The organism is Amycolatopsis sp. FDAARGOS 1241, from assembly GCF_016889705.1.
Taxonomy (GTDB): Bacteria; Actinomycetota; Actinomycetes; order Mycobacteriales; family Pseudonocardiaceae; genus Amycolatopsis.
The window spans coordinates 734,811-759,973 of record NZ_CP069526.1 but is presented as its reverse complement, the minus strand read 5'-3'; the positions used below and the strand labels follow the sequence as shown (position 1 = coordinate 759,973).

The following is a 25,163-nucleotide window of genomic DNA, read 5'->3' as shown; positions in this document are numbered from 1 at the left end:
GAGCTAAGCTGTTCACTATGGACACTCGCCTGGACCGCGCGGGACGTGCCGAAGATGCCTGACGACGAGAGCTGGACGATGCCGGAGGTCGCCGTCGCGGTAGACCTCGCGGTGCTCACGGTGCACGCCGGAGCACTGCAGATCATGCTGGTGAAACGCGGAATCCCCCCGTACGAAGGGATGCTCGCGCTCCCCGGCGGTTTCCTGGCCTCAGCCGAGGAAGACCTCGAAACCGCGGCCGCGCGCGAGCTGCGCGAAGAGACCGGCCTGCGCGCGAAAGACCTCCACCTCGAGCAGCTGCGAACCTACGGCGCACCCGGCCGCGACCCGCGTCGCCGGGTCATCACCGTGTGCTACCTCGGTTTCTCGCCGAACCTGCCGGAGCCCTCAGCCGGCGGCGACGCGCGCGAAGCGGTGCTGGTGCCGGTGGACAAGCTGCTGCGGCCGCGCGCGGCGATCGCGTTCGACCACAAGAAGATCATCGCCGACGCGGTGGAACGCGCTCGCAGCAAGCTCGAGTACACCACGCTCGCGGCGGCGTTCTGCGGCCCCGAGTTCACCGTGACGGACCTGCGCGAGGTCTACGAGATCGTCTGGGGCGAGACGCTCGACCCGCGCAACTTCCACCGCAAGATCATGAGCGTGCCCGGTTTTCTCGTTCCGACCGGCGGACGGGCAGCCCGGCAGGCCGGCCGTCCCGCCGCCCTGTTCCGGCGCGGGCCGGCCACGGTCCTGCACCCCGCGATGTTGCGCAGCTCCTAGTTTTCGTCATCTTGACGTTAATCGGGCAACAGCCCACCGTGGAGCCCATAATCGTCACTTTGACACAAATGAGGCCGACATGGAGATCCACTGCACGGCGGGCTACGCCGTTCGCGCCGTCTCGCTCGCGTTCGCCGCCGGAGCGGCACTGGGCGGTGTGCTCACGGGGTGCGCGCTGAACACCGCCGCGCCCGATCCGCCGGTCACCACCGTTTCAGGGGCGGCGTGGGCGGTTCCCGCTCCGCCCGGGGATGGGTCAGGTCGTACTCGTGCGCGGCCGTCCGCTGCGGCCGGGTCCGGAGCAATTCCTCCTCCGGCGACGAGTCCACTTGGTTGAGACCCAGCGACACCGCCCGGCGGATCTGTTCGCGGTTTTCGCGGACGACGGCGGAGAAGAAGTCGTCGATGCGCGGATCCAGCAGCACTTCCAGCAAAACCCGGAAGGCGGCGTCGACGGCGGTGCGGACGATCTCGTCGTGGAAGGGGAGCCGTTTGAACCGGCCGAGCTGCGGGTCGGCCGCGAGCTTCTCCGTGATGATCGCCCGCAGTTCCACCTTGTTCTCGCTCAACGACTTCGCGAGGTTCTCCGGGTAGTTGCCCGTCTCGAGGACCTTCACGACCTCGTCCAGCACGGCGATCGTCACGGGCTTCTTGATGGCGCGGACGATGGGCTCGGACAGCTTGTCCACCAGGCGGTAGGTGAACTGCTCGCCGACGGCGCGGTCGGCGGCGCGGCCGATGCGGATGAGCAGCAGCACCGTCGCGATGAAGTGGTGCTGCGCCACGAACGGCGGGTACGCGACGGGGATCATCGCGAACACCTCGTACCAGTTTCGCGCCAGGAACGCCCCGCGCCGGCCGCGCTTGCGCCAGCGCCACAGGAAGTCCAGCAGGAAGATCCCGCAGACGACGCAGTCGGCGCGGAAGAACCACGCGCCGGCCTCCGGCGCGGGTGGGGAACCGAGCAGCAGGTACCCCAGGCCCCCGACGGAGACGACCGCGAGCACGAACATCACCCAGTCGTCCACGTGCACGTTGCCGGGGAGGATCCCGCTGTTGAGCTCGGCCTCCCGCCGGCCGGTGGTGGTCATGCCATCTCCAGGAATCGACGCCGCGTCGCCCGATCATGGCACGTCAGCGCGCCCTCAGCCGCGCGACGGCCGGGTCAGGCCGCGACGACCGGGCCTACCGTGACTTCGTACGCCTCGGGCGCGTTGTCGAGCGGCGACTGGTTCCACGGCAACGTGATGCGCGGGTCGCTCGTGACGCCGTGTGGCGTGGTGGTGCCGGGCGCGGTGATGGTGACGCTGGTCGGGCGCACCTGCCACTCCGGGTCCTCGATGCCGGTCCAGTGCAGCAGCATGGTGGCCTGCCGACCGTTCGAGAGGGTGACCAGCGCGCTCGCCGCGCCTGGGTCGGGCGCGACGGTGACGCCGTCGGCGCCGGCGAACGCGACCGGCAGCGCGCCCTCGAGGTTGCAGGATTCGCCCGGCTTCGCGGTAAAGACCACGGCGACGTAGCGCTGGCCCGCACCCGGATCGCCGGCGACGATCGTGGTGTCGACCTGGCCCGCCGTGCAGCGGAAGTCGGTCGGCATCGCGGACGCCGTACCCGCGCCGGCGAACGCGACGGCGGCGCCTGCCAGTCCGGTGACGGCCGCGGCTCGGCGGAAATTGCTGGTCATGACCGACTCCCTCCCTGGGACCGCGAGCGGACGGTCCGTCGCGGGAGCGCGACGGTGATTCATTCACCGCTTCGGTGCGCTCACAGCCAAAGATGCCCACCCCTCGGGCGGATGACCCTGAGACGTGGGATTCCCCGCATGAAAGCAACCATCCGTGAACACGCACGGCCAATTGCCGAGACTTCATGACGAAAGCCTTACCCCATTCGTAACCACTTTGAACGGTTACGAATGGGCGTGCACGATGGACGGTATGAAGACCATCGGCAAGGGTTTCGCGGCACTGGTCGTGATCGGCGGCTCGCTCGCGTTCGAGGCGGTGCCCGCCACGGCGTCGGCGACCGGGACGGCGTTCAGCCCCTCCACCGGGCGCGTGGTCGCCCTGCCCGGCCCCGGCTTCGGCGCCCCGGAACGCGGCGGCGACCCGATCGCGTGTTTCCTCGTCGACACGTTCCGCCGGCGTCAGGCCTAACCCGCGGCGTTCGGTATCGGCGCCGGGCACCGCCCGCCCGGCGTCGTGAGCAGTTCGAAGTGCCACAGCTCGTTGGCGTAGGCCTGGCAGAGGCCGTAGCCGTCGCCGTGGCGGATGAGCCAGTCGTCGGCGTCGGTCGGGCCGATGTCCACGGCTTTGCCGGTGACGTGCGCCGACTTTTCGGGCGTGTTCACGTACTGGCGCGCGTCTTCGAGGCTGCCGTACTTCTTGATGCCCTCGTCGAGCAGCCGCTGCTGGTAAGCCTTGCTGCGCCAGCCCGAGGTCACCTTGAAGACGATCCCCCGCCCTCGTGCGTCCGTCGCCGCCTGCTGCACGGCCTTCAGCAGGTTCGGATCCAGGTTCGCCACCGCGGGGAAGTCCGTGTCGAACGGCGTGAGGTCGCGACCGTCCGGGATGCCGCCCTGCGCGGGGTCGGTGTCCGGGTCCGAAGAGCCCGCGGAGCCACCGGCGCCCAGCGAACTCGCCACACCCGACGGCCATTCGGACGCCGCGCTCGAACAGCCGGCGACAAGCACCGCCGGCAGCAGCACCAGCGCGGCCTTGGCACGGAGATCAGGCATTCCCACTCCCGGACGAGACGATCACGGGAACCATCGTGCTGCGCGCGTGTCCCCGGACCGTCAGGCGAATGTCCGCGGGGTGTAACAGCTCCGCAGGATCACGTAACAGTGCCGAGCGGTGTCGCCCCGAGCACCGCCGCGCCGAGTTCGGTCGTCAGGTAGAGCACGGACCGGCCCGAGCGCTCACGGCCGACCAGGCCGGCTTCCCGCAGCACCCGCAGGTGCTGCGACACCGCGCTCGGCGAAACTCCCAGCGCGATGGCGAGGTCGGTGGTCGTGGCGGGCGACCGCAGGGCTTCCAGGAGGTCGGCCCGCGCGCGGCCGAGGAGCCGCACCACGGCGTCGGCCGGCGGCTCGGCTCCGACTGTCCACAGTGCACCGATCCCGCGCGCCGGGTAGCGGACGGTGGTCTGCGTGGTGGTGTTGCGCTTGATCAGCACGTCGGGTGAGCCGAGGGCGAGCGGCATGAGCACGAGCCCGCCGGGTCCGCGGTTGACGAACTGGTCGGGGCCACCCGTGCCCAGCACGAGCCGTCCGGCTTCCCAGTGCAAGTCCGGGTGCAGGTCGGCGAACAGGCGTTCGGCGCCGCCGAGGGCGAGCTGCCGCGCGCGGTGGACGACGTCCGCGTCCAGCACGGCTCGCAAGCGCGGCCAGTGCGGCGCGACGAGCCGGTCGAACGCCAGCCGCAGTTCGGCCGCGAGCGCGCGCAGCCCCGCGGCCGGCCGCGCGGCGAGCTCGGCGACCGGCACCGGCAGCTCGTCCCCGAGCAGGCGCGCCAGGCTGCCACGGACCTGCCGCGCAGTGGTGCGCCGCAGCGCGGCCAGGTCGTCGTCGATCGTGGTGCCGGCCTGCACTGGGGCGGGGACGAGGAAGGAGGGCCAGCTCGGCCGGTCGGCGGTGAGCAGCGGCCACGTGATCGGCAGGTCCAGCGGCTCGCGCGCCAGCTCCTCGGCAGCCCACCGCAGCCAGCGCAGGTGCAGCGGTCCCCGATTGCGCCCGGCGACCTGCAGCAACGCCGCCACCGTCTCCGACAGCGGCGACACGGCAAACCGCGTCGCCGCCAGCTCGGCGACGCCGACTTCGACGATGAGCGCCATCCGCCGAGTATGAAGCAGCCGGCTAAATCGTGGGGGCGATCCACGCAGGCCGAAGGATCGCCGGGGTGACGAGAGTGCCGCCGGCATAACGGGACATCGACGATGCGTTCGGCGTCAGCCCGGCGCTTTCCGGCGCTGTGCTGCGGGGCGCGCTGCGCGCCGGCACCTTCGGGAACGCGCGTAGCACGTCCGGGCAGTTCACCGGACCGGGTGGAACCGGACGCGCGCCCGGCCGTCCTCCGGTCATGACGATCTTGAAGCTCCGCCGGACGCTGGTCATGCTCACGACGGTGGTGGCCGCGGCCGCCGCCGTCCCCGCCGTGGCCGCGGCCGCCGAGGACGGGAACCAGGTGACGTCCTTCAGCACCGCCGACCGCGCCGCCGCGCTCGCGTACTGGACGCCCGAGCGCATGAAGGCCGTCGGCGCCGACACGATCGAGCGCGTCGAGCAGGTGGCGAAGCCCTGGCCGAACCCGGCGCCGAAGGGTGTCGGGCGGCTCTTCTTCACCGAGGCGTCACCCGGCGAACCCGACCAGGACAGCTGGTGCACCGCGACCGCCGTGCCGAGTGCGACCGGCGACGTCGTCGTCACCGCCGGGCACTGCGCCTACGCCGGCACGAACCGCGAGGACCAGGTGATCCGGGTGAAGAACTCGGTGTTCGTGCCCGGCTACGACCAGGGCCGGCGCCCGCACGGGGTGTTCGCCACCCGAGCCCTGGCGTTCCGCGACTCCTACGCGACCAGCAGCGACCCCGACGTCGCGATGGTCGTCCTCGACCCGCAGCACGGGCAGCACGTGGCTGCTGTCGCCGGTACTCAGCAGATCTCCTTCGACCACAAGGGGAAGACCCAGGCGGCGATCTTCGGCTACCCCGGTTCGAAGGCGTTCTTCGGCGAGTCGCCGGAGTGGTGCGATCTGCCAGTTCAGCAGGACGCGCAGGAGTTCGACCACTGGCAGTCCACGTGCGACATGGCCGGCGGCTCGAGCGGCGGACCGTGGTTCGCCAACTTCAACCCGGCAACGGCATCCGGATTGATCTTCTCGGTCAACAGCCGCGGCGCGACGGAGTTCGACGAGAGCACCGGGGAGAACAAGACCCTGAACCTCGAAGGCGCGCCGCTCGAAGCGGACGCGAAGGCGCTGTACGACGCGGCCGGGAAGCTCTGACCCACGCGAGAAAGCCGCGCCGGAATTCCCGGCGCGGCTTTTTCGCGTGCTGGGTCAGGCCGTGAGGCCGACCGCGGCCTCGGTCGTGTTGACCAGGAATGTGAGTGTCTCTTGGAAGTACAGCTGCACGGTGTCGGTGTCGTGGCTGGTGTAGCCGATCGAGAGGTCCTGGCCGAAGTGCAGTTCGTAGTCGCCGCCGCGGGTGGTGAGCACGCACGCGCCCTCGATCGCGGGCGCCTGGATGATCTCTCCGTCGACGATCTGGGTCAGGTGCTTGAGCACGGGGTAACCGTGGTCGGCCGCTTCGACGGCGGCGGTGTAGGCGGCATTGCTCAGCAGCACGGTGTACGGGCCCGCGACACCGGCCGCGGTCAGCTTCGCCAGAGCGTCGCCGATCGCCTTCGGGTAGGCGCTGGCCTGGCCGGGCAGCGCGAGCGGGCTCAGCGACGAGGCGGGGCGGATGCCCGCGATGCCGGCACTGGAGTACCCGTCGAACACGATGCGGTCTTCGGCGTACGCGATGGCCTGCGCGGCGTCCTTGACCGGCTGCCAGTCGGGGTCCTTCGCGCCCCACTCGACGGAGTCCACCGCGTCGCGGGTGACGGTGAAGGGCACCTTGAGGTCGACGATCCGCTGCGCCGTGCGCAGGCGGGCCGCGACGCCCTGCAGCGGGCCCTCGACACCCTCGACGTGCCCGGTGCCCACGGCCGCGAGCGCCGGGTCGTCGGCCACGACCACGTCGACCACCCGCCGGGCCGACGCGAACTGCGCGAACGTGCGCCGGGCCTCGTCCTCGAGGTCCGACCACGCGGCGTCGGAGATCGGAGCGAGTTCGCGATGCAGGTTGTTCATGACCGGGGGCTCCTTCGCAGGCTGCCGATGCCCAGCGACGGGCCGGGCGTGGGTGCCGGGGGCTCCGGCTGGGACGGTTCGTTCGTTTCGGTGCGTTCCCCGAGCGTCTGGTCTTCGAGGAACTCCGCGGTGGGCACGTAGAACAGCGCGCCCGTGTGCGGGGTCGAGAAGTCGAGGATGCGGTCGGTGTTGCCGGGCGGCGACCCGACGAACATGTTCTCCAGCATCGTCTCGATGATCGAGGGGTTCTTGGCGTAGCCGATGAAGTACGTGCCGAACTCGCCGTGGGCGGGGCGCCCGAACGGCATGTTGTCGCGGAGGATCTCGAGTTCGTTGCCGTCCTCGTCGGTGATCACGGTCAGCGCGATGTGGGAGTCGCCGGGCTTGTCCTCGTCCGGGAGCTCCACATCGGACAGTTTGCGCCGCCCGATCACGAGTTCCTGCTGCTCGGTGGACAGCGCGTTCCACGCCGTCATGTCGTGGAGGTACTTCTGCACGACCACGTAGCTGCCGCCGTCGAACGCCCCGTCGTCGTCGACGAGCACGGCCTCCACGGCGCCGCGGCCGGTCGGGTTCTCGGTGCCGTCGACGAAGCCGAGCACGTCGCGCGCGTCGAAGTAGCGGAAGCCCTGCACCTCGTCGACGACCGTGACGGCGCCCTCGAGCCGCGCCATGATGTGCGACTCGAGCTCGAAGCACAGGTCCATGCGCTCGGCGCGCAGGTGGAACAGCAGGTCGGCCTTCGTGGTGACGCTGCGGTGCTTGTCGCCGGCGAACACCGGCAGCTCGTGCAGCTGCGCCGGGCGCGGGGAGCCGAACAGCCGGTCCCACGCCGCCGAACCGATCCCGGCGACGCACGTGAGGCCGCCGTCGAGTGACCGGAACCCCACGGAGCGCTGCAGCCCGCTCACATCGGCCAGCAGATCGCGCACGGTGTCCTCACCGCCGATGTCGATCCGCACCACCAGGAAGATCGCGGCGCGCGTGAGCGGGCCCACCACCTGCTGGGGTTCCGGCGGCAGCTCCGCCGACACCGCAGATGTCACCACGCACCCCCCACGCAGCACGCTTCCTCGCCCACCAGACCTCCCACCCGCTCAACTGTCGTCGGCATCCTAACCCGATCGGCCCGAGCCGCTCACCGCGCTCACGCGGCCGGGCAGGATCCGCTCGGCGAGCCGCTGCAGGTACCGGTGGACGGCGACGCCGCACAGCCCCACGCCCAAGCCCACGGCCAGCCCGGCCAGGACGTCGTGCGGGTAGTGCGCACCCAGGTACACCCGGGAAACGCCGATGAGCAGGGCGAACGCGGTGGCCCACCAGCCCCAGGCGCGCCGGATGAAGAAGAGCGCGCCGGCGAACGCGGCGACGAGGACGGTGTGGTTGCTGGGGAACGCGTAGTCCGTGGGGGCGTCGCAGGGCAGCAGCGTGCGGACACCCGGGACGACGCGGCACGGGCGCACTTCGGCGAACAGCGCCTTCAGCACCGTGTCGGACCCCAGCGCGACGGCGACCGCGAGCGGCACCCACCCGGCGCGGGCGAGGGCCGTGGCGTCCCCCCGGGCACGCCAGAGCAGGGCGAGCATCGCGGGCACCACGAGGAACACGCCGTACTCGCCGAAGGCGACGGCGAACCCGGCCAGCCAGTGCTGCGACCACGCGAAATCCGTGACCGCGCGGTAGATCCCGGCGTCGGGCATCATCCCGCCCCCACGGGGGCGCCGACCGTCCACAACGGACTGCCGGCGGCGCGCCGAGGATAAAAACCTACACTCATGTCGAAATACTACACGGACGTAGAAGTAAGCTCCCGGGTGTAACTTCACCGGCGTGCGCAACGGAGAGAGGCGGGGACCGGGCGAACTCGAGGCCGAGGTGCTCGGCGTGCTGTGGGACGCGGGCGAACCGGTGTCGGCCACCGACGTGCAGCAGCGACTCGGCGGCACTCTCGCCTACACGACCGTCGTGACGATCCTGTCGCGGCTGTTCGAGAAGGGCGTCGCGACGCGGGAGAAGCGGGGCCGGTCGTTCGCCTACAGCCCGGTGGACGACGAACCCGGCCTGGCGGCTCGGCGCATGCGGAAGGTGCTCGACACCGAGACCGACCGCTCCGGCGTGTTGGCGCGATTCGTGTCGAACTTGCCGGCCGACGACGAGCGCCTGCTGCGCGACCTCCTGCACGAATCCCGCGACTGACCCGGGACAAGGCGCCTCCGACTCGCGAATCGTGCCCGTTCGTCCCCCGCACACGGGAGACGCAAACGAAAAGTGCTGGCTGAGTATCCACGCGAACACCGAGCGCGAAAGCCGAAGAAGCGGCGGTTCAGACCTTTGTCCGGTCTTGTCCACTCAAGACCGGCCGCGGAAAACGCCCCCCGGCCGAGCGCAAGTTCGAGGCCGCTACCGTTGGCGTTTCGAGCACCGGGTGAATTCGCCCCCGGGAACGCCGGTGACCCCTGCAGAAGAGGAGCCCTGATGCCTCGCACCAAGGCCTCCGGACCGTTGCGCGCAGCACAGGTCGTGCTCGTGGTCGCGTCCCTGCTCGTGCTGGGCGGCACCGGCTACGCGTACTCGACCCTGCAGTCGCTCACCGACGGTCTGACCAGGGCCGACGTCATCACGGGCAGCGACGTGCCGCCCCTCGGCGAGCAGAACATCCTGATGGTCGGCCTCGACACCCGCACCGACGCGCAGGGCAACCCGCTGCCCGCCGACGTGCTGTCGCAGCTGCACGCGGGTGGCGCCGACGACGGCGGCGACACGACCGACACGATGATCGTGATCCACATCCCCGCGGGCGGTGGGCAGGCGACCGCGATCTCCATCCCGCGCGACTCCTACGTGCAGGTCTCCGGCGGCTACGGCAAGCACAAGATCAACTCCGCGTACACCTACGGGCTCGTGGCTGAGAAGAACAAGCTGGTCGCGCAGGGCGAATCCGGCACGCAGCTCGAAACCGATTCCGCCCAGGCCGGCGCGAAGACGGCGATCGACACCGTGCAGAAGTTCACCGGGCTGACCATCACGCACTACGCCGCCGTGAACCTCGCCGGGTTCTACTACCTGTCCCAGGCTGTCGGCGGTGTGCCGGTGTGCCTCAACAAGGCCGTGAAGGACCCGTTCTCGGGCGCCAACTTCCCGGCGGGCGAGCAGACCGTCGGCGGGGCGAAGGCGCTGCAGTTCGTGCGCCAGCGCCACGGCCTGCCCAACGGCGACCTCGACCGCATCAAGCGCCAGCAGGTCTTCATGGCGAGCATGGCCAAGACGATCCTGTCGGCGGGCACGCTCGCGGATCCGGGCAAACTGAACGACCTCATCGGCGCCGTCAAGAAGGCCGTGGTCGTCGACAGCGGCTGGGACATCGTCAGCTTCGCGCAGCAGCTGCACGGGATGAGCGCGGGCGCCATCAAGTTCGTCACCGTGCCGGTGGTGAACATCTCGCTGAAGACCCCGTCGGACGGCGACGCGGTCGAGGTGGATCCCTCGCAGGTGCAGCAGTTCGTGCGCCAGCAGCTCGGCACCTCGCAGCCGGCTCCGTCCTCGGGTCCGGCCGCACCGGGTGACGCGGACCTCAGCCAGTACACCGTGGACGTGCGCAACGCGTCGGACAGCAGCGGGCTCGCCGGGCGCGTGGCCGACAAGCTGGAAGCCGCCGGGTACACCAAGGGCGTGGTGGCCAACGCGACCACGCGCAAGACGTCGATCATCTTCTACAGCCACGACCAGAAGACCCAGGCCACGCAGATCGCGCAGGCGCTCGGCAGCGACATCGCGGTCAGCCCCGACACCTCGCTGACGAACGACCACTTCCGCGTCTTCCTCGGCAAGGACTTCGAGGACTCCGCGGGTGCCTCCAGGACCGGCGGCGGTGCGGCCGCCGGCTCCTCGGCGTCGAGCTCGGCGCAGGTCCGCCCGGCCGCGTACGTCGCCCCGGCGCCGGCGCAGGCTCCGCCGCCGATCACGGCGAACGGCGTCACCTGCGTCAACTGATCGAAGCCCGGTTCGCCCGGCTGTCCGGGCCGGGCGCCGATGTCCACCAGCGACATTCGGCGGACCGGACGCGCAGATCGTCCCGTTGGAGAATCCCGGGATCAATGTGATTCGTGTCCATGACTGTCCGTTTGCGTACCAGGCGTAATCGTCGCAGCACAATGCGTTCATGATCACGAGTCACACAGCGCTGTTCCCGGAGCCACGGTCGGTAAATTCAAGGCGCACGAACGTTTAGCCCAAAAGGAGTCAACGGTGCCTCCCACGAGGCGAACCCGCGACCCAGGGAGGGCCGACCCGTGGCGAAAACGCCCGCCGAGATCACCGAATCCGAACTGCGCGCCGCCGCCCGGCTGGCGGCGGCCGACGTCCAGGTACGCGACGCCATCCCCGACGACGCCGTCCACGAAGCGATCCAACATCCGGGTCTGTCGCTGTTCGAGCTGGTGAACACGGTCATGACGGCCTACGCCGACCGCCCCGCGCTCGCGCAGCGCGCCGGCGAGCCGGTGACCGACCCCGCGACCGGCCGCACCACGCGCCGGCTGCTGCCGCGCTTCGACACGCTCACCTACCGCGAGGCGTGGGACCGCGCCGCCGCGATCGCGGCCGACTGGGCCCACGACCCCGCGCGCCCGGTGGCCGCCGGCGACTTCGTCGCCACCCTCGGCTTCACCAGCAGCGACTACACCCTCATCGACCTCGCGTGCGTCCGGCTGGGCGTGGTGTCCGTGCCGCTGCAGTCCGGCGCGACGACAGCGACGCTGCAGCCGATTCTCGCCGAGACCGGGCCGAAGCTGCTCGCGTCCGACGTCGACAACCTCGAGATCGCCGTGCACCTCGCGCTCGGCTCGGAGTCCGTGCGCCGGCTCGTGGTGTTCGACTTCCACCCGGAGGCCGACGCCGAACGGGAGGCGTTCGGGGCCGCGCGGCTGCGGCTCGCCGCCGCCGACAGCCCGATCGTCCTCGAACCGCTGGCCACCGTTGCCGACCGGGGGCAGACGGCGCCACCCGCGCCCGAGCCCACCGGCCGCGGGGCGGATCCCCTGGCGCTGCTCATCTACACGTCCGGCAGCACCGGCACGCCCAAGGGTGCGATGTACACCGACCGGCTCGCCGCCCGGCTGTGGCTGGGGTTCTGGGCCGGCAAGCCCCGCTATCCCGTCCTCTCGCTGTGCTACCTGCCGATGAGCCACGTCGTGGGCCGGGTCACGGTCGTCACCACGCTCGCCGACGGCGGCACCGCGTACTTCGCGGCCAAGAGCGACTTGTCCACCCTCTTCGAGGACTTTTCGCTGGCCCGGCCGACCGAGCTGATGATGGTGCCGCGGATCTGCGATTCCGTGTTCCAGCGCTACCAGAGCGAGCTCGACCGCCGCGCGATCGGCGCCGGCTACTCGGCCGAGCTCGAAGCCGAGGTCAAGCGCGAGCTGCGCGAAGACTTCTTCGGCGGCCGTGTCGTCTGGGCCGCCTGCGGTTCGGCTCCGCTGTCGGCCGACCTGACTGCGTTCATGGAGTCGACGTTGCAGCTCACCCTGCACGACGGCTACGGCTCGACCGAGGACGGCGGCTCGCTGTTCGACCACCGGATCGCGCGTCCGCGCGTGATCGACTACAAGCTCGAAGACGTCCCCGAGCTCGGCTACTTCACCACCGATTCGCCGCACCCGCGCGGGGAACTGCTGATCAAGTCGCACAGCCAGGTGCCCGGGTACTACCAGCGGCCCGAAACCACGGCCTCGGTGTTCGACGAGGACGGCTACTACCACACCGGCGACATCATGGTGGAGACGGCGCCGGACACGCTGCATTACGTGGACCGGCGCAAGAACGTGCTGAAGCTGTCGCAGGGCGAGTTCGTCGCAGTCTCCCGCCTGGAGGCCGCGTTCGCGGCGGCACCGCCGATCCGGCAGATCTACGTCTACGGCAGCAGCGAACGTTCGTGCCTGCTCGCCGTGATCGTGCCGACGCCGGAGGCGCTCGCGGGCGACGCCGAGACGCTCAAGGCGCAGCTGAGCGAATCGCTGCAAGCCATCGCGAAGGACGCGGATCTCAACTCCTACGAAATCCCGCGCGACTTCCTCGTCGAGGCCGAGCCGTTCAGCCCCGAGAACGGGCTGCTCACCGGCATCCGGAAGCTCTCGCGGCCACAGCTGAAGGAGCATTACGGCGAGCGGCTCGAGCAGCTGTACCGCGAGCTCGCCGAACGCGAGTCGAGCGAGCTGCGCGAGCTTCGCCAGGCCGGGCGTGATCGGCCGGTGTTCGACACGGTCGTGCGGGCCGCGCAGGCGCTGCTCGGCGCGTCGTCGGGCGAGCTGCGCCCCGACGCGCACTTCGTCGAGCTGGGCGGGGATTCGCTCTCGGCGCTGTCGTTTTCCCATCTGCTGCGGGAGATCTTCGCGGTCGAGGTGCCGGTGGGCGTGGTGATCAGCCCGGCCACGGACCTGCGCAAGCTGGCGGAGTACATCGAGGACGCCAGGGGATCCGGCGCCAAGCGGCCGACATTCGCGAAGGTGCACGGCGCAGGCGCCACGGAAGCGCGGGTGGATGCACTGACGCTGGACAAGTTCCTTGACCTGACCACTTTGGACGGTGGCAGGACGCCGCCGGCTTCGGAGATCCGCACGGTGCTGCTGACGGGCGCCAACGGCTACCTCGGCCGGTTCCTGTGCCTGGAGTGGCTGGAGCGGCTGGCCGAAACGGGCGGCCGGCTCGTCTGCCTGGTCCGCGGCCACTCCACCGAGGCGGCCCGTGCCCGGCTGGAGGCCGCGTTCGACAGCGGTGACGCCGGACTGCTGAGCCACTTCCGCGCGCTGGCGGCCGAACACCTGGAAGTGCTGGCGGGCGACATCGGCGAACCGGACCTGGGCCTCGGCCAGGTCACTTGGCAGCGGCTGGCCGACACCGTCGACGTGATCGTGCACCCGGCCGCGCTGGTGAACCACGTGCTGCCCTACGACCAGCTGTTCGGGCCCAACGTTGTCGGCACCGCGGAGCTGATCCGGCTGGCGCTGACGACGCGGCTCAAGCCCATCACGTATCTGTCCACCGTGGCCGTGGTTTCGGACCAGGCGTCGACGGGCGACGAGGCGGCGGACATCCGCGTCACGAGCCCCGTGCGCGTGCTCGACGAGAGCTACGCGAACGGGTACGCCACGAGCAAGTGGGCCGGCGAGGTGCTGCTGCGCGAGGCGCACGACGCGTTCGGCCTGCCCGTCGCGACGTTCCGGTCCGACCTGATCCTGGCGCACAGCCGGTATTCCGGGCAGGTCAACGTGCCGGACATGTTCACGCGGCTGGTGCTGAGCCTGATCGTCACGGGCATCGCGCCGGGGTCCTTCTACCGGGGTGGCGGGCCGGCCCACTACGACGGCCTGCCCGCCGACTTCACCGCCGAGGCGATCACCACGCTCGGCACACAGGCGGGTACACAGGCGAAGGAGAGCTACCGCACCTACAACCTCCTTAATCCCCACGAGGACGGCATCTCCCTCGACACGTACGTCGACTGGCTCACCGAGGCCGGCTACGCGATCAAGCGCATCGACGACTACGCCTAGTGGTTCAGCCGTTTCGAGACGGCCATCCGCGGCCTGCCGGAGAAGCAGAAGCAGCACTCGATACTGCCCCTGCTGCACGCTTACGCCCAGCCCGCCGAGCCCGTCAACGGCGCCGGTTTGCCGACCGCGGCGTTCCGCTCGGCGGTCCAGGAAGCCGGCGTGGGCGCGGACAAGGACATCCCGCACGTGACGGCCGCCCTGATCCGCAAGTACGCGAAGGACCTGGAACAGCTGAAGCTGCTCTGAGTCCCCTGCCCGCTTTGTCCGGCGCCGAGGACGAATTCGGCGCTGGGCAAGGCTTTGCGCTCAGCAGCACGACACCACGCCGGAAGCCGTTGTGCCGTGGTCGCTCTCGCCACCTCGGGGGGATCGCCCCGTCCTAGGAGCACGCGGCCCGGACGGATCCGGGCGTGCGCCGCCGTCGTGACACGCGAACCGGAGCCGGCGCACGAGGAGTGGTACCGGTTGTGGATCACCGTTCGCGGCGAGCCGCTCCGGTAGCCTGGTCCGGGGAGGCCGGCACAGAAAGGAGAACCGGCGCGTGGTCCTGTTCGGACGGGAGCTGGAGCGGAAACGCCCGCCGTCGCCGCCGACGTCATCGCGCTGATGGACGCGCTGCGCATCCGAAAGGCCGTGCTCGGTGGCTTCGACTGGGGTTCGCGCACGGCCGGCGCGGTCGCTGCGCTGTGGCCTGAGCGGTGCCAGGCGGTGGTGCTCGTGAGCGGGTACCTCATCACGAACCTGAAGGCGCAGCTGCAACCGCTCGCACCGGCCGCGGAACTGGGCTGGTGGTACCAGTACTACTTCTCCACCGAGCGCGGCGTGCTCGGCTACACGCAGAAGACCGATGAATTCACCAAACTCATCTGGCAGACCGTCTCCCCGAAGTGGTACTTCGACGACGCGACCTTCCAGCGCACGGCCCAGTCGTTCACCAACCCGTACCACGTGGCCATCGTGGTCCACAACTACCGCCGGCGCCTGAGCCTCGCCCCAGGTGAACCCCAGTACGACCCGCTCGAAGCCAAGCTCCAGCAGAGCCCCGAGATCGGCATCCCCACCATCACCATCGCGTCGGACTTCGATGGCGCCGCTGCCGACGGCTCGGGCTACCGCGCGCAGTTCACCGGCAAGTACGAGCGCCGGGTCCTCCCCGGGATCGGGCACAACGTGCCACAGGAAGCTCCCGCGGACTTCACTCAGGCGATCGTGGACGCGGACCGGCTGTAGTTTGGCTTCGTGGGGCACAAAGGAGTCCGCGATGGCGGCCCGGCGCGTGATCCGAAGTTCCGGCCAACCGACGTGATCGGGTGGCCGGTGCGCCGCGCCGTGATCGAGCTGGAGCACCAGGGCTACACCGTCGACGTGCAGCCGCAGACCGGCCACGACCGCGCGCCGATCCGGCTGAGCCGCCGGGTGCGGCTGGTCGCACGAGACGGGGTGATCACCGGGGTGATCGCCGGATAGGTCCGGTTCGCCCGGACACCCAGACCAAAACGCGAAACGGGGCCGGTCCACATCGGACCGGCCCCGCTCAGCGTTCGGATGAGATCAGGCGTTGCTACGGCGACGCCGGACCAGGACCAGCATCGCGCCACCCGCGAGGACGAGCGCGGCGCCGATGCCGATGGGCAGGCCCGCGTTCACGCCGGTGTTCGCGAGGGGCTGCGAACCACCCGCGGCCGGAGCCTGGCTGGTGGGCGCGGCGGGGGTGGTGGGCGGTGTGACGCCGGCCTCCGCCCACGACGCCGAAGCCGACGTGTCGACCGTGGTCTTCTGCGACTCGGCGACGATCAGGGACTGCGCGGGGTGCTCGGCGTAGTTCTCGCCGACGAACAGGCGGCCCGTGTCGAGGTGGCCGACGGCCTTGAGCGCCAGCTCGGCGGTGCCGGCCTTGGCGTCCTTCGGCACGTCGAGGTAGAGCTTGCTGCCGTCCTTGATGTCGCCCTCCGCGAGGGCCTTGCCGTCGGCGTCGGTGAGCTTGACGCCGTCCGGCAGCTGCGTCGTGAGGTCCGTGATGTCGCCGGTGCTGGCGATGGTGAACGGGCCGATGCGCGTGCCGGCCTCACCCTTGGCCGAGGAAGGGGTGATGCTCAGGGTCGGCTTGGGCTGCTGGCCGATGCCGGTGTTGTCGCTGCCGGTCAGGTAGTCGTAGAGCGCGAGGACGTCGGCGCCGTTGTCCGCGGTGCCGTAGGGAACCGGCTTGTCTCGGTCCAGATCCTCGTTGTCGCTGAAGTGCCAGAGTGCCGCCTGAGTTCCGGCGATGGCTTCGGCCTGTGTGAGTCCATCGTGGAGGGTCACGCCCTTCGCAGCGAGAGCGGACTCGAGGCTCTTCAGGTCCTCAGTCGGGAACCCGTGGTGCAAGACCCAGTTGATCTTGTCGTTGTTCAGGCGGAACGGAGCCTTCGGATCCGGGTCCGGGTATTTGTCCCACGGCGTCTCGACCATGTCCTGGCCGAGGTCGACATTCTTCTCGAGCTGGACGCAGTACATCTTCAGCATCGAGCCGTCGGTGAGTTTGAGCCCGAACAGGACCGTGTCGTAAGGGTGCTGGTTGTCGTTTCCCTTGTCGAGGTTGACCCCCCAGCCGTTGGTGCCGGCGCCGCTGATGACCCGCCCCTTGGCCGCACCGTCCTCAGCCTTCGCGCCGGTGTCCGCCGTGGCGCCCTGCGCCGCCAGCAGCAGCGCCGCGCCCGCGGCGGCCGCCGCGATCCCACCGCGCACCAGACCTGACCTGACCTGCATCTGTTCTCCCATCCAAGCCCGTCCCAGAAAGTCTGAGCCGCGTGAGACAACACACCCCGATCACGACGGCCACCAATCAGGTGAGAATCCACCCAGTCAAGCGATTCGGGAGCATACACAGGGCTCACAAGGTCACCCGCGGTGGTCCCCACCACGCAGGATGTCCTCCGCTCGAGCGTTCGGCCACCGGCACACGGTGGCCGGGCAAGCCGTCGGCACGAGCATATACACTCGATGTATATTCACGGCGTGTAGTGATCACGGACCACGTGATCGCCCAGGGGATCCAAAGGGGACAGGCATGTCGGTGGGGACCACCCTGCTCGCGTTGCTCGAGCCCGGGCCGCGGCACGGGTACGACCTCAAACGCGCGTACGACGAGCAATTCGGGCAGGACAAGCCACTCGCGTACGGGCAGGTGTACGCGACGCTCTCGCGCCTGCTGAAGAACGGGCTCGTCGAGGTCGCGGGCATCGAGGCGGGCGACGGACCGGAGCGCAAGCGCTACACGATCACCGAAGCCGGCGTCACGGACGTCGAGCGGTGGCTCGCGACGCCGGAGGCGCCGGAGCCATACCTGCAGAACACGCTCTACACCAAGGTCGTGCTCGCACTGCTGTCCGGCCGCAGCGCCACCGCCGTGCTCGACTCGCAGCGCGCGGCGCACCTGAAGGAGATGCGCGGGCTGACCCGCCGCAAGCGCGACGGCGACCTCGCGACGCAGCTGATCTGCGACCACGCGCTGTTCCACCTCGAAGCCGACCTCCGCTGGCTCGAGCTCACGTCCGCGCGCCTCGACGACCTGGCTTCGGAGGTGCGCTCGTGACGGAACCGCTGCTCGTCGCGAACGACCTGGAGAAGTCCTTCGGTCCCACGCAGGCGCTGCGCGGGGCCGGCGTGTCCGTCGCACCCGGCGAGGTGCTCGCGATCATGGGCCCGTCGGGATCCGGCAAATCGACGCTGCTGCACTGCCTCGCGGGCATCGTCCGGCCCGACGCCGGCGCCATCACCTACGGCGGCCGCGACCTCGTCGCGATGACCGACCGCGAGCGCAGTGCGTTGCGGCGCACGGAGTTCGGGTTCGTGTTCCAGTTCGGGCAGCTCGTGCCGGAGCTGACGTGCCTGGAGAACGTCGCGCTGCCGTTGCGGCTGGCGAAACTCGCGCGGCGCAAGGCCGAAGCCACCGCGCGCGAGTGGCTCGAGCGGCTGGAGGTGGCCGACGTCGCGGCCAAGCGCCCGGGCGACGTCTCGGGCGGCCAGGGCCAGCGCGTCGCCGTCGCCCGCGCGCTCGTGACGCGGCCCAAGGTCGTGTTCGCCGACGAACCGACCGGCGCGCTCGACTCGCTCAACGGCGAAAAGGTCATGCGCATGCTCACCGAAGCCGCGCGGGAGACCGACGCGGCGGTGGTGCTCGTGACGCACGAAGCGCGCGTCGCGGCGTATTCGGATCAGGAGATCGTCGTGCGCGACGGGCGTGTGTCCGACCAGGAGTACGCGTCGTGATCGCCGACCTGCTGCTCGGACTCCGGCTGGCCGTCGGGGGCGGCCGGATGTCGGGACAGGCGTTGCTGCGGCTCGCGATGACGGCCGTGGGCATCGGGCTCGTCGTGGCGGTGCTGCTGCCCGCCGCGTCGGTGAACTCCGTGGTGAGCGCGCGCGAAGACCGCGCGGCGGCGACCACTCCGAGCACACGGCCGGTGCCCGGCGTCGACCCGCTGTACGCCGTCACGTGGAGCGCTGAGGCGGGCACCCAGTTCGTGCGGATCACGTCGATCGCGCCCGGCGGGCCCCACGCACCGGTGCCGCCCGGGCTGACGGCGCTGCCGAAGCCGGGTGAGCTCGTGGCGTCGCCGGATGTCGGGCGTGCCCTGGCCGGCCCGGACGGCGCGGCGTTCCGCAGCCGCCTGCCCGCCACGCCCAGCGCGACGATCGCGAAACCCGGCCTCGTCGACGCCGGAGAGCTCACGGCCTGGTACGGCACGACGCTCGACGACGTGCGGGCGAGTGACCAGGCCAAGACGATCTACGGCTTCGGCGCCGGGGAGCCGCCGCGGTTCGCCGTGACGGCGTCGGTGCTCGTCGTGCTGCTCCCGCTCGTGGTCGCGCTGCTGCTGCCGTTGCTGATCTTCGTGACCACGGCTTCGCGCATGGGCGCGGCGCAACGCGACCAGCGGCTCGCGGCGCTGCGGCTGCTCGGTGTCGACGCGCGGCAGATCCGCCGGGTCGCGGCCGGGGAATCGTTGCTGGGCGCGACGATCGGCGTGATGCTGGGCGTCGTGCTGTTCGTGCTGATCCGTCCCATGCTCGGGTCGCTGGACCTGTTCGGCTACCGCGTGTTCGGTGAGGACTTCGTGCCCTCGTGGCCGCTCGCGGTGCTCGTGGTGCTGCTCGTGCCGGCGCTCGCCATCGGCGCGGCGCTGTTCGGCCTGCGGCGGACGATCGTGGAACCGCTCGGCGTGGTGCGCCAGGGCAAACCCGTCCGGCGGCGGATGTGGTGGCGGTGGGTGCTCACCGGCCTCGGCGTGCTGCTGACCGGCGCAGCGTACGCGACCGACCCGGGCAACACCAACGGTGGCTTGATGGTCGCGTTGACCGTGGGGTCCGCGTTGCTGCTGATCGGCGTGACGACGCTGCTGCCGTGGCTCGTCGAGCTCATCGCGGGCAAGCTGCGCGGCGGGCCGCCGGCGTGGCAGCTCGCGGTGCGGCGGCTGCAGCTCGACAGCGGCACCCCGAGCCGGGTCGTGTCCGGGCTGGTCGTCGTGGTGGCCGGCAGCATCCTGCTGCAGGTGCTGTTGAACTCGACGCTCGCGGCGAGCAAGTCCGAACTGGACTCGACACCGGTGTGGGCGGGTGCGGCACAGGTCAGCGTGGCGACGGACGCGGCCACCGTCGCCGAGGTGCAGCGACGCGTGTCCGCCGTGCCGGGGGTCGAGCACGCCGGGGTCGTGCTGCAGTCAAGTGTCGTCGGGACGTCGGGCCGCGGTGACCAGTGGGCGGTCGCGGAGATCGGATCGTGCGCCGCACTGGCGTTACGGGCACACCTACCTTCCTGTGTGGACGGTGCAGTGTACGCCGTGGACGATCCAGGGCGGGCGCTCCCGACGGGCTCGGTGCACTTCTCCGCCGGGACGTCCGAGGGATCCGGTCCGGGGTGGACAGTGCCGGCGCAGGTGACGCACTTGCCCGCGAGCGCGGCCGCGCGGTGGCTGGCGGGCACGTTCCTCGTCACCGACGGCGCGGTGGCCGGGATCAAGGTGCCGACCATGCTGCCCACGGTGTACGTCACGGGCCAGGGCAGTCCGGCGGCGCTGGCCGACCGGGTTTCCGCCGCGGTCAAGGGACTGACGTGGCGCGTCGAGACGAGGACCGACGAAGTGTCGGCCGCACCGGTCGGGGCGGTGGCGACGATCCGGGCGATCCTGCTGACGGCGTCCCTGTTCGTGCTCGCCGTGGCGGCGCTGAGCCTGCTGATGCTGGCGGTGGAGCAGATCACCGAACGGCGGCGGGCCTTGGCGGCGTTGTCCGCTTCGGGGGTGCCGCTGGGGGTGCTCGCGCGCAGTTCGTTCGCGCAGACCGCGCTGCCCGTGGTGATCGGGGTGGCCCTGGCGGTTGTCGCCGGCACCGGGCTGACGCTGCCGATCCTGCGGGCCGCGGACATCCCCGTGAAGCTCGACGGCGGCCTGATCGCGGGCATGGCCGGCGCGGCCGTCGCGGCGGTGCTCGTGGTGACGGCGTGCACGATCCCGCTGCTGCGGCAGGTGACACGGGTGGAGTCACTGCGGGCGGAGTGAGTCCCCACCCCTGAGTTCACCGGCCCGAAAGGCCCGCGACCCACCTTCGTCGCGGGCTTTTCGGGTCGTGCGCCTTCTGCGAGACGATCTTCTGCGCCAGCATGATCAGCGCCCCCGTCCCCACGAGGAAGTCGACCCCATGGGAACTTTGAAACGGCTCGGCACAGTGGTCTGTGCCACCGCCCTCGCGCTGGTCATCCCGGCGGCCGCGGCTTACGCCGATCCACCGCACAACCTGCCTCAGAACGCGAACGGGTACGAGCAGTCGTTCTCGCCCGCGTACGACTACGACACCGACGGCTGCTACGCCACCCCCGCCATCGGCCCGGACGGCACGCTCGCTCCCGGCCTCAACACCACCGGCGCCGTGAACGGCAATTGCCACGACCAGTCCGACCTCGACAACTCCCAGACCTACTCCCGGTCCAAGTGCAACAACGGCTGGTGCGCAGTGGTCTACGCCAGTTACTTCGAGAAGGACCAGGCCGTGGACGGCAGCGGCCTCGGCGGCCACCGCCACGACTGGGAACACGTGATCTCGTGGATCAACCAGTCGTCCAACCAGGTCGAGTACGTGACCACGACGCAGCACAGCAGCCAGGTCACCTACCCGCGCTCGCAGGTGCGCTTCGACGGTTCGCACCCGAAGGTCGTCTACCACAAGGACGGCCTGGGCACGCACTTCTTCCGCCTGGCCAACGACAACGACGAACCGCCGGAGAACTTCTACCACAACTGGCGTTACCCGCCGCTCGTCGGCTGGGACGGGTACCCCTCCACGTCGCTGCGGGACAAGCTCATGTCCGCTGACTTCGGCGCGGCCACGATCAAGATCAACGACGCCCGGTTCAACGACCTGCTGGCGGCCTCACTGCCATCCGGCATCCCGTTCGACCCGCGCGCTTGACGTAGGCGGTTCCCTCCTGACGGCGGGTGTCAGCCGCTCCACCCAGGGTGGCCCCAAGCCCGCTGAACCACACCGCGAGATCGCGGCGGTTTCTTCCGCACGATGTGCTCGGTCCCCCGGGCCGAGCACATCGTGCGGGGAAGAAGCCGGGTCCAAGCGATTTCGCCGCCCCGGCGGAGCCGGGGCAGACACCACAGCGGGGCGATCTGCGTCACGGATTTACACCCCACCTATGCACGGTCATACATTCTGATGCATAATCATACCCATGTCCAAGGTGCTCACTTCCCTTCCCGTCGGCGAGCGGGTCGGCATCGCGTTCTCCGGCGGCCTCGACACGTCCGTGGCGGTGGCGTGGATGCGTGACAAGGGTGCGGTCCCCTGCACCTACACCGCCGACATCGGCCAGTACGACGAGCCCGACATCGCGTCGGTGCCGGGCCGCGCGACGACCTACGGCGCGGAACTCGGCCGGCTCGTCGACTGCAAGGAGGCGCTGGTCGAGGAGGGTCTCGCGGCGCTGACGTGCGGCGCGTTCCACATCCGCTCCGGCGGCCGCAGCTACTTCAACACCACGCCGCTGGGCCGGGCGGTCACCGGCACGCTGCTGGTGCGCGCGATGCTCGAGGACGACGTCCAGATCTGGGGCGACGGGTCCACCTACAAGGGCAACGACATCGAACGCTTCTACCGCTACGGCCTGCTGGCCAACCCCGGCCTGCGCATCTACAAGCCGTGGCTCGACGCGGACTTCGTGAGCGAACTCGGCGGCCGCAAGGAGATGTCGGAGTGGCTGGTGGCCCACGGGCTGCCCTACCGCGACAGCACGGAGAAGGCGTACTCGACCGACGCCAACATCTGGGGCGCCACCCACGAAGCCAAGTCGCTCGAGCACCTCGACACGGGCATCGAGATCGTCGACCCGATCATGGGCGTGCGGTTCTGGGACCCGAACGTGGAGATCCCCGCCGAGGACGTCACCATCGGCTTCGAGCTGGGCCGGCCGGTGTCGATCAACGGCAAGCAGTTCGCGACGTCCGTCGACCTGGTGCTGGAGGCCAACGCGATCGGCGGCCGCCACGGCCTGGGCATGTCCGACCAGATCGAGAACCGCATCATCGAGGCCAAGAGCCGCGGCATCTACGAGGCACCCGGCATGGCGCTGCTGCACGCGGCGTACGAACGGCTCGTGAACGCGATCCACAACGAGGACACCCTCGCCAGCTACCACAACGAGGGCCGCCGCCTCGGCCGGCTCATGTATGAAGGCCGCTGGCTCGACCCGCAGGCCATGATGCTGCGCGAGTCGCTGCAGCGGTGGGTCGGCACGGCCATCACCGGCGAGGTCACGCTGCGCCTGCGCCGCGGCGAGGACTACTCGATCCTCGACACCTCGGGCCCGGCGTTCAGCTACCACCCGGACAAGCTGTCGATGGAACGCACCGAGGACTCCGCCTTCGGCCCGGTCGACCGCATCGGCCAGCTGACCATGCGCAACCTCGACATCGCCGACTCCCGCGCCAAGCTCGAGCAGTACGCGGGCCTCGGCATGGTCGGCAACACCAACGCCCACCCGGCCCTCATCGGCGCCGCCCAAGCCGCCGCCACGGGCCTCATCGGCGCCATGCCCGAGGGCGGCGCGGAGGCCATCGCCTCCCGCGGCCGCGCCGACGACGTCGAACTCCTCGACAGTGCCGCCATGGAATCCGGAACTGATTAATTTGCCTCAGCTGTATCGTCGGCCCCGGCTGTATCTTCGGCCCCGGCTCCGCCGGGGCGGCGAGATCGCTTGAACCCGGTTTCTTCCCTCGCGAGGCGATCGGCCCGAGGGGCCGATCGCCTCGCTCAGTCCAGAAACCGGCGCGATCTCGCGGTGTGGTTCAGCGCCGCGATGCCGGGTCAACACCGGCCCGACCGCGCGGCGTGGTTCAGCGGCACATCGCCGAATCCAGAAACCCGCCCGACCTCGCCGCGCGGTTCAACGGCACAAGGCCGGGTCCGCCTCGGGGCGTGGGTCAGCGGTGTGTTCGGCCGGGCCGGAAGAAGGCGCGGGTCGCGGGGTGAGGGCCCGTCGGCGTGGCGGCAGAGGTGCTGGGCGCCCAAGGACGGAGAGCCGGGACCTCCACTCGGATTCCGCGCTGGCGCAAGGGGAATCTTTCGGCCTGGTGCTGTCGGCGCCGACCTACCGCGACGAGGACGAAGCCGTCACCATCGCGAACAACAGCAAGTACGGCCTCACCTTCGCCGTCTTCGGCGAGCCCGACCGTGCGCTCGCGGTGGCCCACCGGGCAGGTCGACGTGAACGCCGGCGACTTCACCGTCTTCGCCCTCTTCGGCGGCTACCAGCAGTCCGGCATCGGCCGCGAATTCGGCCGCTACGGCCTGGCGGAGTTCACGGACCTGAAAGCCCATTAACGCTGGACACCTGAACCGGCAACGCCTCAACCGCACCACGGGATCCTCGCCGGCTTCTCGCCTGAGCCCTCCGCTGGACCACATCGCGAGCTCACACCGATTCCCGTGAACCGAGCCATGCCGGTGCGTCTCAACCCCCGCTGAGCCACACCGCGAGCTCACACCGATTCCCGTGGACCAAGCCATGCCGGTGCGTGACAACGCCTCCTGAACCACAGCGCGAGATCGCGCCGGTTTCCGGCCTTCCCGATGTGCTCGGCCCCGCGGGCCGAGCACATCGGGAAGGAAGAAACCGGGTCCAAGCGATCTCGCCGCCTCGGCGAAGCCGAGGCAGACAACACAGCTAGAACGTGGGCGGCGTGATGAGCCAGACGGCCTTCAGGTCTTCGCCTTCGCCGACGTGCCAGCGGTGCGGCACGGTCGAGTCGAGGTAGATCGCGTCGCCCGCTTCGAGTTTGACCTCGTCGTCGCCGACCCAGAAGATCATCTGGCCGGCGAGCACGATGCCGCACTCCTCGCCGACGTGGGAGTGCGGGTGGCCGCCGCTCGTGGCGCCCACCGGGGCCTCGACCCAGACCACCTCCATCTGGTGCTGAAGATCGGGGCTCAGCAGCTCGTTCATGATCCCCGAGCCCGGGTACATGATGCGTTTGCGCTCTCCCCGCTTGGAAACCGAGTAGCGCAACGGGTTCGCGGGCGGCGCCTCGTTGCTGAACAGCTCCCCGACGGTGTGGCCGAGCACGTCCGCCAAGCGCTTCAACGCTTCCAGCGACGGGTTGGCCCGACCGCGCTCGACCTGGCTGATGTAGCCGACCGACAACCCGACGGCCTCCGACACCTCGGTCAGCGTCGTGCGGCTGTCGTGGCGCCACTCGCGCAGTTTCGCGCCGATGTGCACGCCCTCCGAGGTGCTGCGCGGCTCGTCGGACTGCTCGGGGGGTGAGGCCATGTGTCGCTCCTGCGCCGGCGGGGGTCGGGGTCGGAAGGTCAGACAGCCACTGTACAAGTTTTACCGTGAGTTCAACCAGTAAAACATGGCAGGCTAATTTCAAGATCATTTTGCGCCGGATGTCGATTTCACAACGACCGTTGCATCCGGTTTACGCAGGGAGTAGGGCTCTGAACAGCGGATAGATCA

At 70.1% G+C, this 25,163-nt stretch carries 23 protein-coding genes and 1 pseudogene; 15 read left to right on the top strand and 9 right to left on the bottom strand.

Going from position 1 to position 25,163, the window contains the following annotated elements; genetic code table 11:
* Positions 1-54: 54 nt before the first annotated feature.
* Positions 55-762: an NUDIX domain-containing protein gene (locus tag I6J71_RS03705; protein ID WP_204093438.1), complete on the top strand. Its 708-nt coding sequence runs from the start codon at positions 55-57 to the stop codon at positions 760-762.
* A 203-nt stretch (positions 763-965) separates the two neighbouring features.
* Here I6J71_RS03705 and I6J71_RS03700 read toward each other — a convergent pair whose 3' ends face one another.
* Together I6J71_RS03700 and I6J71_RS03695 are read right to left on the bottom strand one after the other, a co-directional pair.
* The gene (locus I6J71_RS03700) at positions 966-1,853 is read right to left on the bottom strand and encodes an ion transporter (RefSeq protein ID WP_204093437.1); all 888 of its coding nucleotides are present in this window, start codon (positions 1,851-1,853) and stop codon (positions 966-968) included.
* Between the two features lie 74 nt (positions 1,854-1,927).
* Entirely contained in the window at positions 1,928-2,446 is a 519-nt protein-coding gene (locus I6J71_RS03695; RefSeq protein WP_239154406.1) for a DUF4232 domain-containing protein, read from the bottom strand.
* Between the two features lie 253 nt (positions 2,447-2,699).
* On the opposite strand from I6J71_RS03695, the gene I6J71_RS03690 reads away from it, so the two are divergent.
* A complete protein-coding gene (locus tag I6J71_RS03690; RefSeq protein WP_204093435.1) occupies positions 2,700-2,918 on the top strand; it encodes a hypothetical protein in 219 nt (72 codons plus the stop codon).
* Here the strand turns inward: I6J71_RS03690 and I6J71_RS03685 are convergent.
* A complete protein-coding gene (locus I6J71_RS03685) occupies positions 2,915-3,499 on the bottom strand; it encodes a M15 family metallopeptidase (RefSeq protein ID WP_204093434.1) in 585 nt (194 codons plus the stop codon). The two genes, I6J71_RS03690 and I6J71_RS03685, sit on opposite strands and share 4 nt — an antisense overlap.
* 98 nt (positions 3,500-3,597) lie before the next feature.
* The gene (locus I6J71_RS03680; protein WP_204093433.1) at positions 3,598-4,596 is read right to left on the bottom strand and encodes a helix-turn-helix transcriptional regulator; all 999 of its coding nucleotides are present in this window, start codon (positions 4,594-4,596) and stop codon (positions 3,598-3,600) included.
* Between the two features lie 245 nt (positions 4,597-4,841).
* Here I6J71_RS03680 and I6J71_RS03675 point away from each other — a divergent pair, with 245 nt between their 5' ends.
* A complete protein-coding gene (locus I6J71_RS03675; RefSeq protein WP_204093432.1) occupies positions 4,842-5,765 on the top strand; it encodes a serine protease in 924 nt (307 codons plus the stop codon).
* A gap of 54 nt (positions 5,766-5,819) precedes the next feature.
* Here I6J71_RS03675 and I6J71_RS03670 read toward each other — a convergent pair whose 3' ends face one another.
* The 3 genes from I6J71_RS03670 to I6J71_RS03660 all read right to left on the bottom strand — a co-directional run bounded on the left by I6J71_RS03670 (position 5,820) and on the right by I6J71_RS03660 (position 8,320).
* Positions 5,820-6,617: a family 1 encapsulin nanocompartment shell protein gene (locus I6J71_RS03670; RefSeq protein ID WP_204093431.1), complete on the bottom strand. Its 798-nt coding sequence runs from the start codon at positions 6,615-6,617 to the stop codon at positions 5,820-5,822.
* A complete protein-coding gene (locus I6J71_RS03665; RefSeq protein ID WP_239154405.1) occupies positions 6,614-7,663 on the bottom strand; it encodes a Dyp-type peroxidase in 1,050 nt (349 codons plus the stop codon). Before I6J71_RS03665 ends, I6J71_RS03670 begins: the two co-directional genes overlap by 4 nt.
* A 69-nt stretch (positions 7,664-7,732) precedes the next feature.
* A complete protein-coding gene (locus I6J71_RS03660; protein WP_239154404.1) occupies positions 7,733-8,320 on the bottom strand; it encodes a phosphatase PAP2 family protein in 588 nt (195 codons plus the stop codon).
* A gap of 127 nt (positions 8,321-8,447) precedes the next feature.
* Between I6J71_RS03660 and I6J71_RS03655 the strand changes: the two genes are divergently transcribed.
* The 6 genes from I6J71_RS03655 to I6J71_RS03635 all read left to right on the top strand — a co-directional run bounded on the left by I6J71_RS03655 (position 8,448) and on the right by I6J71_RS03635 (position 15,634).
* On the top strand, positions 8,448-8,813 hold the full coding sequence (locus tag I6J71_RS03655) for a BlaI/MecI/CopY family transcriptional regulator (RefSeq protein ID WP_204093430.1): 366 nt from the start codon (positions 8,448-8,450) through the stop codon (positions 8,811-8,813).
* Positions 8,814-9,092: 279 nt separating this feature from the next.
* Positions 9,093-10,607, top strand: coding sequence for an LCP family protein (locus I6J71_RS03650; RefSeq protein WP_204093429.1), 1,515 nt, complete (start codon positions 9,093-9,095; stop codon positions 10,605-10,607).
* A 299-nt stretch (positions 10,608-10,906) separates the two neighbouring features.
* The gene (gene car, locus I6J71_RS03645; protein ID WP_204093428.1) at positions 10,907-14,167 is read left to right on the top strand and encodes a carboxylic acid reductase; all 3,261 of its coding nucleotides are present in this window, start codon (positions 10,907-10,909) and stop codon (positions 14,165-14,167) included.
* 117 nt (positions 14,168-14,284) lie between these two features.
* Positions 14,285-14,413: a hypothetical protein gene (locus tag I6J71_RS49650; protein ID WP_255570752.1), complete on the top strand. Its 129-nt coding sequence runs from the start codon at positions 14,285-14,287 to the stop codon at positions 14,411-14,413.
* A gap of 360 nt (positions 14,414-14,773) precedes the next feature.
* Entirely contained in the window at positions 14,774-15,397 is a 624-nt protein-coding gene (locus I6J71_RS03640; protein WP_204093427.1) for an alpha/beta fold hydrolase, read from the top strand.
* A 9-nt stretch (positions 15,398-15,406) separates the two neighbouring features.
* Positions 15,407-15,634 carry a hypothetical protein gene (locus tag I6J71_RS03635; protein WP_204093426.1) on the top strand — a complete coding sequence of 76 codons (228 nt, stop codon included), beginning with the start codon at positions 15,407-15,409 and terminating at the stop codon, positions 15,632-15,634.
* An 84-nt stretch (positions 15,635-15,718) separates the two neighbouring features.
* Here the strand turns inward: I6J71_RS03635 and I6J71_RS03630 are convergent, their stop codons facing one another.
* Positions 15,719-16,912, bottom strand: a complete 1,194-nt coding sequence (locus I6J71_RS03630; protein ID WP_204093425.1) for a thioester domain-containing protein — start codon at positions 16,910-16,912, stop codon at positions 15,719-15,721.
* Positions 16,913-17,213: 301 nt separating this feature from the next.
* Here I6J71_RS03630 and I6J71_RS03625 point away from each other — a divergent pair, with 301 nt between their 5' ends.
* The 6 genes and pseudogenes from I6J71_RS03625 (at position 17,214) to I6J71_RS50280 (ending at position 24,025) form a co-directional block, all read left to right on the top strand.
* Positions 17,214-17,738: a PadR family transcriptional regulator gene (locus I6J71_RS03625; protein ID WP_204093424.1), complete on the top strand. Its 525-nt coding sequence runs from the start codon at positions 17,214-17,216 to the stop codon at positions 17,736-17,738.
* Positions 17,735-18,415, top strand: coding sequence for an ABC transporter ATP-binding protein (locus tag I6J71_RS03620; RefSeq protein WP_204093423.1), 681 nt, complete (start codon positions 17,735-17,737; stop codon positions 18,413-18,415). Before I6J71_RS03625 ends, I6J71_RS03620 begins: the two co-directional genes overlap by 4 nt.
* Positions 18,412-20,703 (top strand): FtsX-like permease family protein, encoded by a 2,292-nt coding sequence (locus I6J71_RS03615; protein ID WP_204093422.1) that lies wholly within the window; start codon positions 18,412-18,414, stop codon positions 20,701-20,703. Before I6J71_RS03620 ends, I6J71_RS03615 begins: the two co-directional genes overlap by 4 nt.
* Before the next feature lie 139 nt (positions 20,704-20,842).
* On the top strand, positions 20,843-21,610 hold the full coding sequence (locus I6J71_RS03610) for an NPP1 family protein (protein WP_204093421.1): 768 nt from the start codon (positions 20,843-20,845) through the stop codon (positions 21,608-21,610).
* 268 nt (positions 21,611-21,878) lie between these two features.
* Positions 21,879-23,330, top strand: a complete 1,452-nt coding sequence (gene argG / locus I6J71_RS03605) for an argininosuccinate synthase (RefSeq protein WP_204093420.1) — start codon at positions 21,879-21,881, stop codon at positions 23,328-23,330.
* Positions 23,331-23,631: 301 nt separating this feature from the next.
* A pseudogene (locus I6J71_RS50280) lies at positions 23,632-24,025 on the top strand (aldehyde dehydrogenase family protein).
* A 343-nt stretch (positions 24,026-24,368) separates the two neighbouring features.
* On the opposite strand, the gene I6J71_RS03595 reads toward I6J71_RS50280, so the two are convergent.
* Positions 24,369-24,974: a helix-turn-helix domain-containing protein gene (locus tag I6J71_RS03595; RefSeq protein ID WP_204093419.1), complete on the bottom strand. Its 606-nt coding sequence runs from the start codon at positions 24,972-24,974 to the stop codon at positions 24,369-24,371.
* Between the last annotated feature and the right edge of the window lie 189 nt (positions 24,975-25,163).

What these genes read in the sequence shown, in the direction of transcription:
- I6J71_RS03705 (WP_204093438.1), top strand. Translation starts at nt 55, where the DNA reads ATGCCTGACGACGAGAGCTGGACGATGCCGGAGGTCGCCGTCGCGGTA.
- I6J71_RS03700 (WP_204093437.1), bottom strand. Translation starts at nt 1,853, where the DNA reads ATGACCACCACCGGCCGGCGGGAGGCCGAGCTCAACAGCGGGATCCTC.
- I6J71_RS03695 (WP_239154406.1), bottom strand. Translation starts at nt 2,446, where the DNA reads ATGACCAGCAATTTCCGCCGAGCCGCGGCCGTCACCGGACTGGCAGGC.
- I6J71_RS03690 (WP_204093435.1), top strand. Translation starts at nt 2,700, where the DNA reads ATGAAGACCATCGGCAAGGGTTTCGCGGCACTGGTCGTGATCGGCGGC.
- I6J71_RS03685 (WP_204093434.1), bottom strand. Translation starts at nt 3,499, where the DNA reads ATGCCTGATCTCCGTGCCAAGGCCGCGCTGGTGCTGCTGCCGGCGGTG.
- I6J71_RS03680 (WP_204093433.1), bottom strand. Translation starts at nt 4,596, where the DNA reads ATGGCGCTCATCGTCGAAGTCGGCGTCGCCGAGCTGGCGGCGACGCGG.
- I6J71_RS03675 (WP_204093432.1), top strand. Translation starts at nt 4,842, where the DNA reads ATGACGATCTTGAAGCTCCGCCGGACGCTGGTCATGCTCACGACGGTG.
- I6J71_RS03670 (WP_204093431.1), bottom strand. Translation starts at nt 6,617, where the DNA reads ATGAACAACCTGCATCGCGAACTCGCTCCGATCTCCGACGCCGCGTGG.
- I6J71_RS03660 (WP_239154404.1), bottom strand. Translation starts at nt 8,320, where the DNA reads ATGATGCCCGACGCCGGGATCTACCGCGCGGTCACGGATTTCGCGTGG.
- I6J71_RS03650 (WP_204093429.1), top strand. Translation starts at nt 9,093, where the DNA reads ATGCCTCGCACCAAGGCCTCCGGACCGTTGCGCGCAGCACAGGTCGTG.
- I6J71_RS03640 (WP_204093427.1), top strand. Translation starts at nt 14,774, where the DNA reads ATGGACGCGCTGCGCATCCGAAAGGCCGTGCTCGGTGGCTTCGACTGG.
- I6J71_RS03630 (WP_204093425.1), bottom strand. Translation starts at nt 16,912, where the DNA reads ATGCAGGTCAGGTCAGGTCTGGTGCGCGGTGGGATCGCGGCGGCCGCC.
- I6J71_RS03625 (WP_204093424.1), top strand. Translation starts at nt 17,214, where the DNA reads ATGTCGGTGGGGACCACCCTGCTCGCGTTGCTCGAGCCCGGGCCGCGG.
- I6J71_RS03610 (WP_204093421.1), top strand. Translation starts at nt 20,843, where the DNA reads ATGGGAACTTTGAAACGGCTCGGCACAGTGGTCTGTGCCACCGCCCTC.
- argG (WP_204093420.1), top strand. Translation starts at nt 21,879, where the DNA reads ATGTCCAAGGTGCTCACTTCCCTTCCCGTCGGCGAGCGGGTCGGCATC.
- I6J71_RS03595 (WP_204093419.1), bottom strand. Translation starts at nt 24,974, where the DNA reads ATGGCCTCACCCCCCGAGCAGTCCGACGAGCCGCGCAGCACCTCGGAG.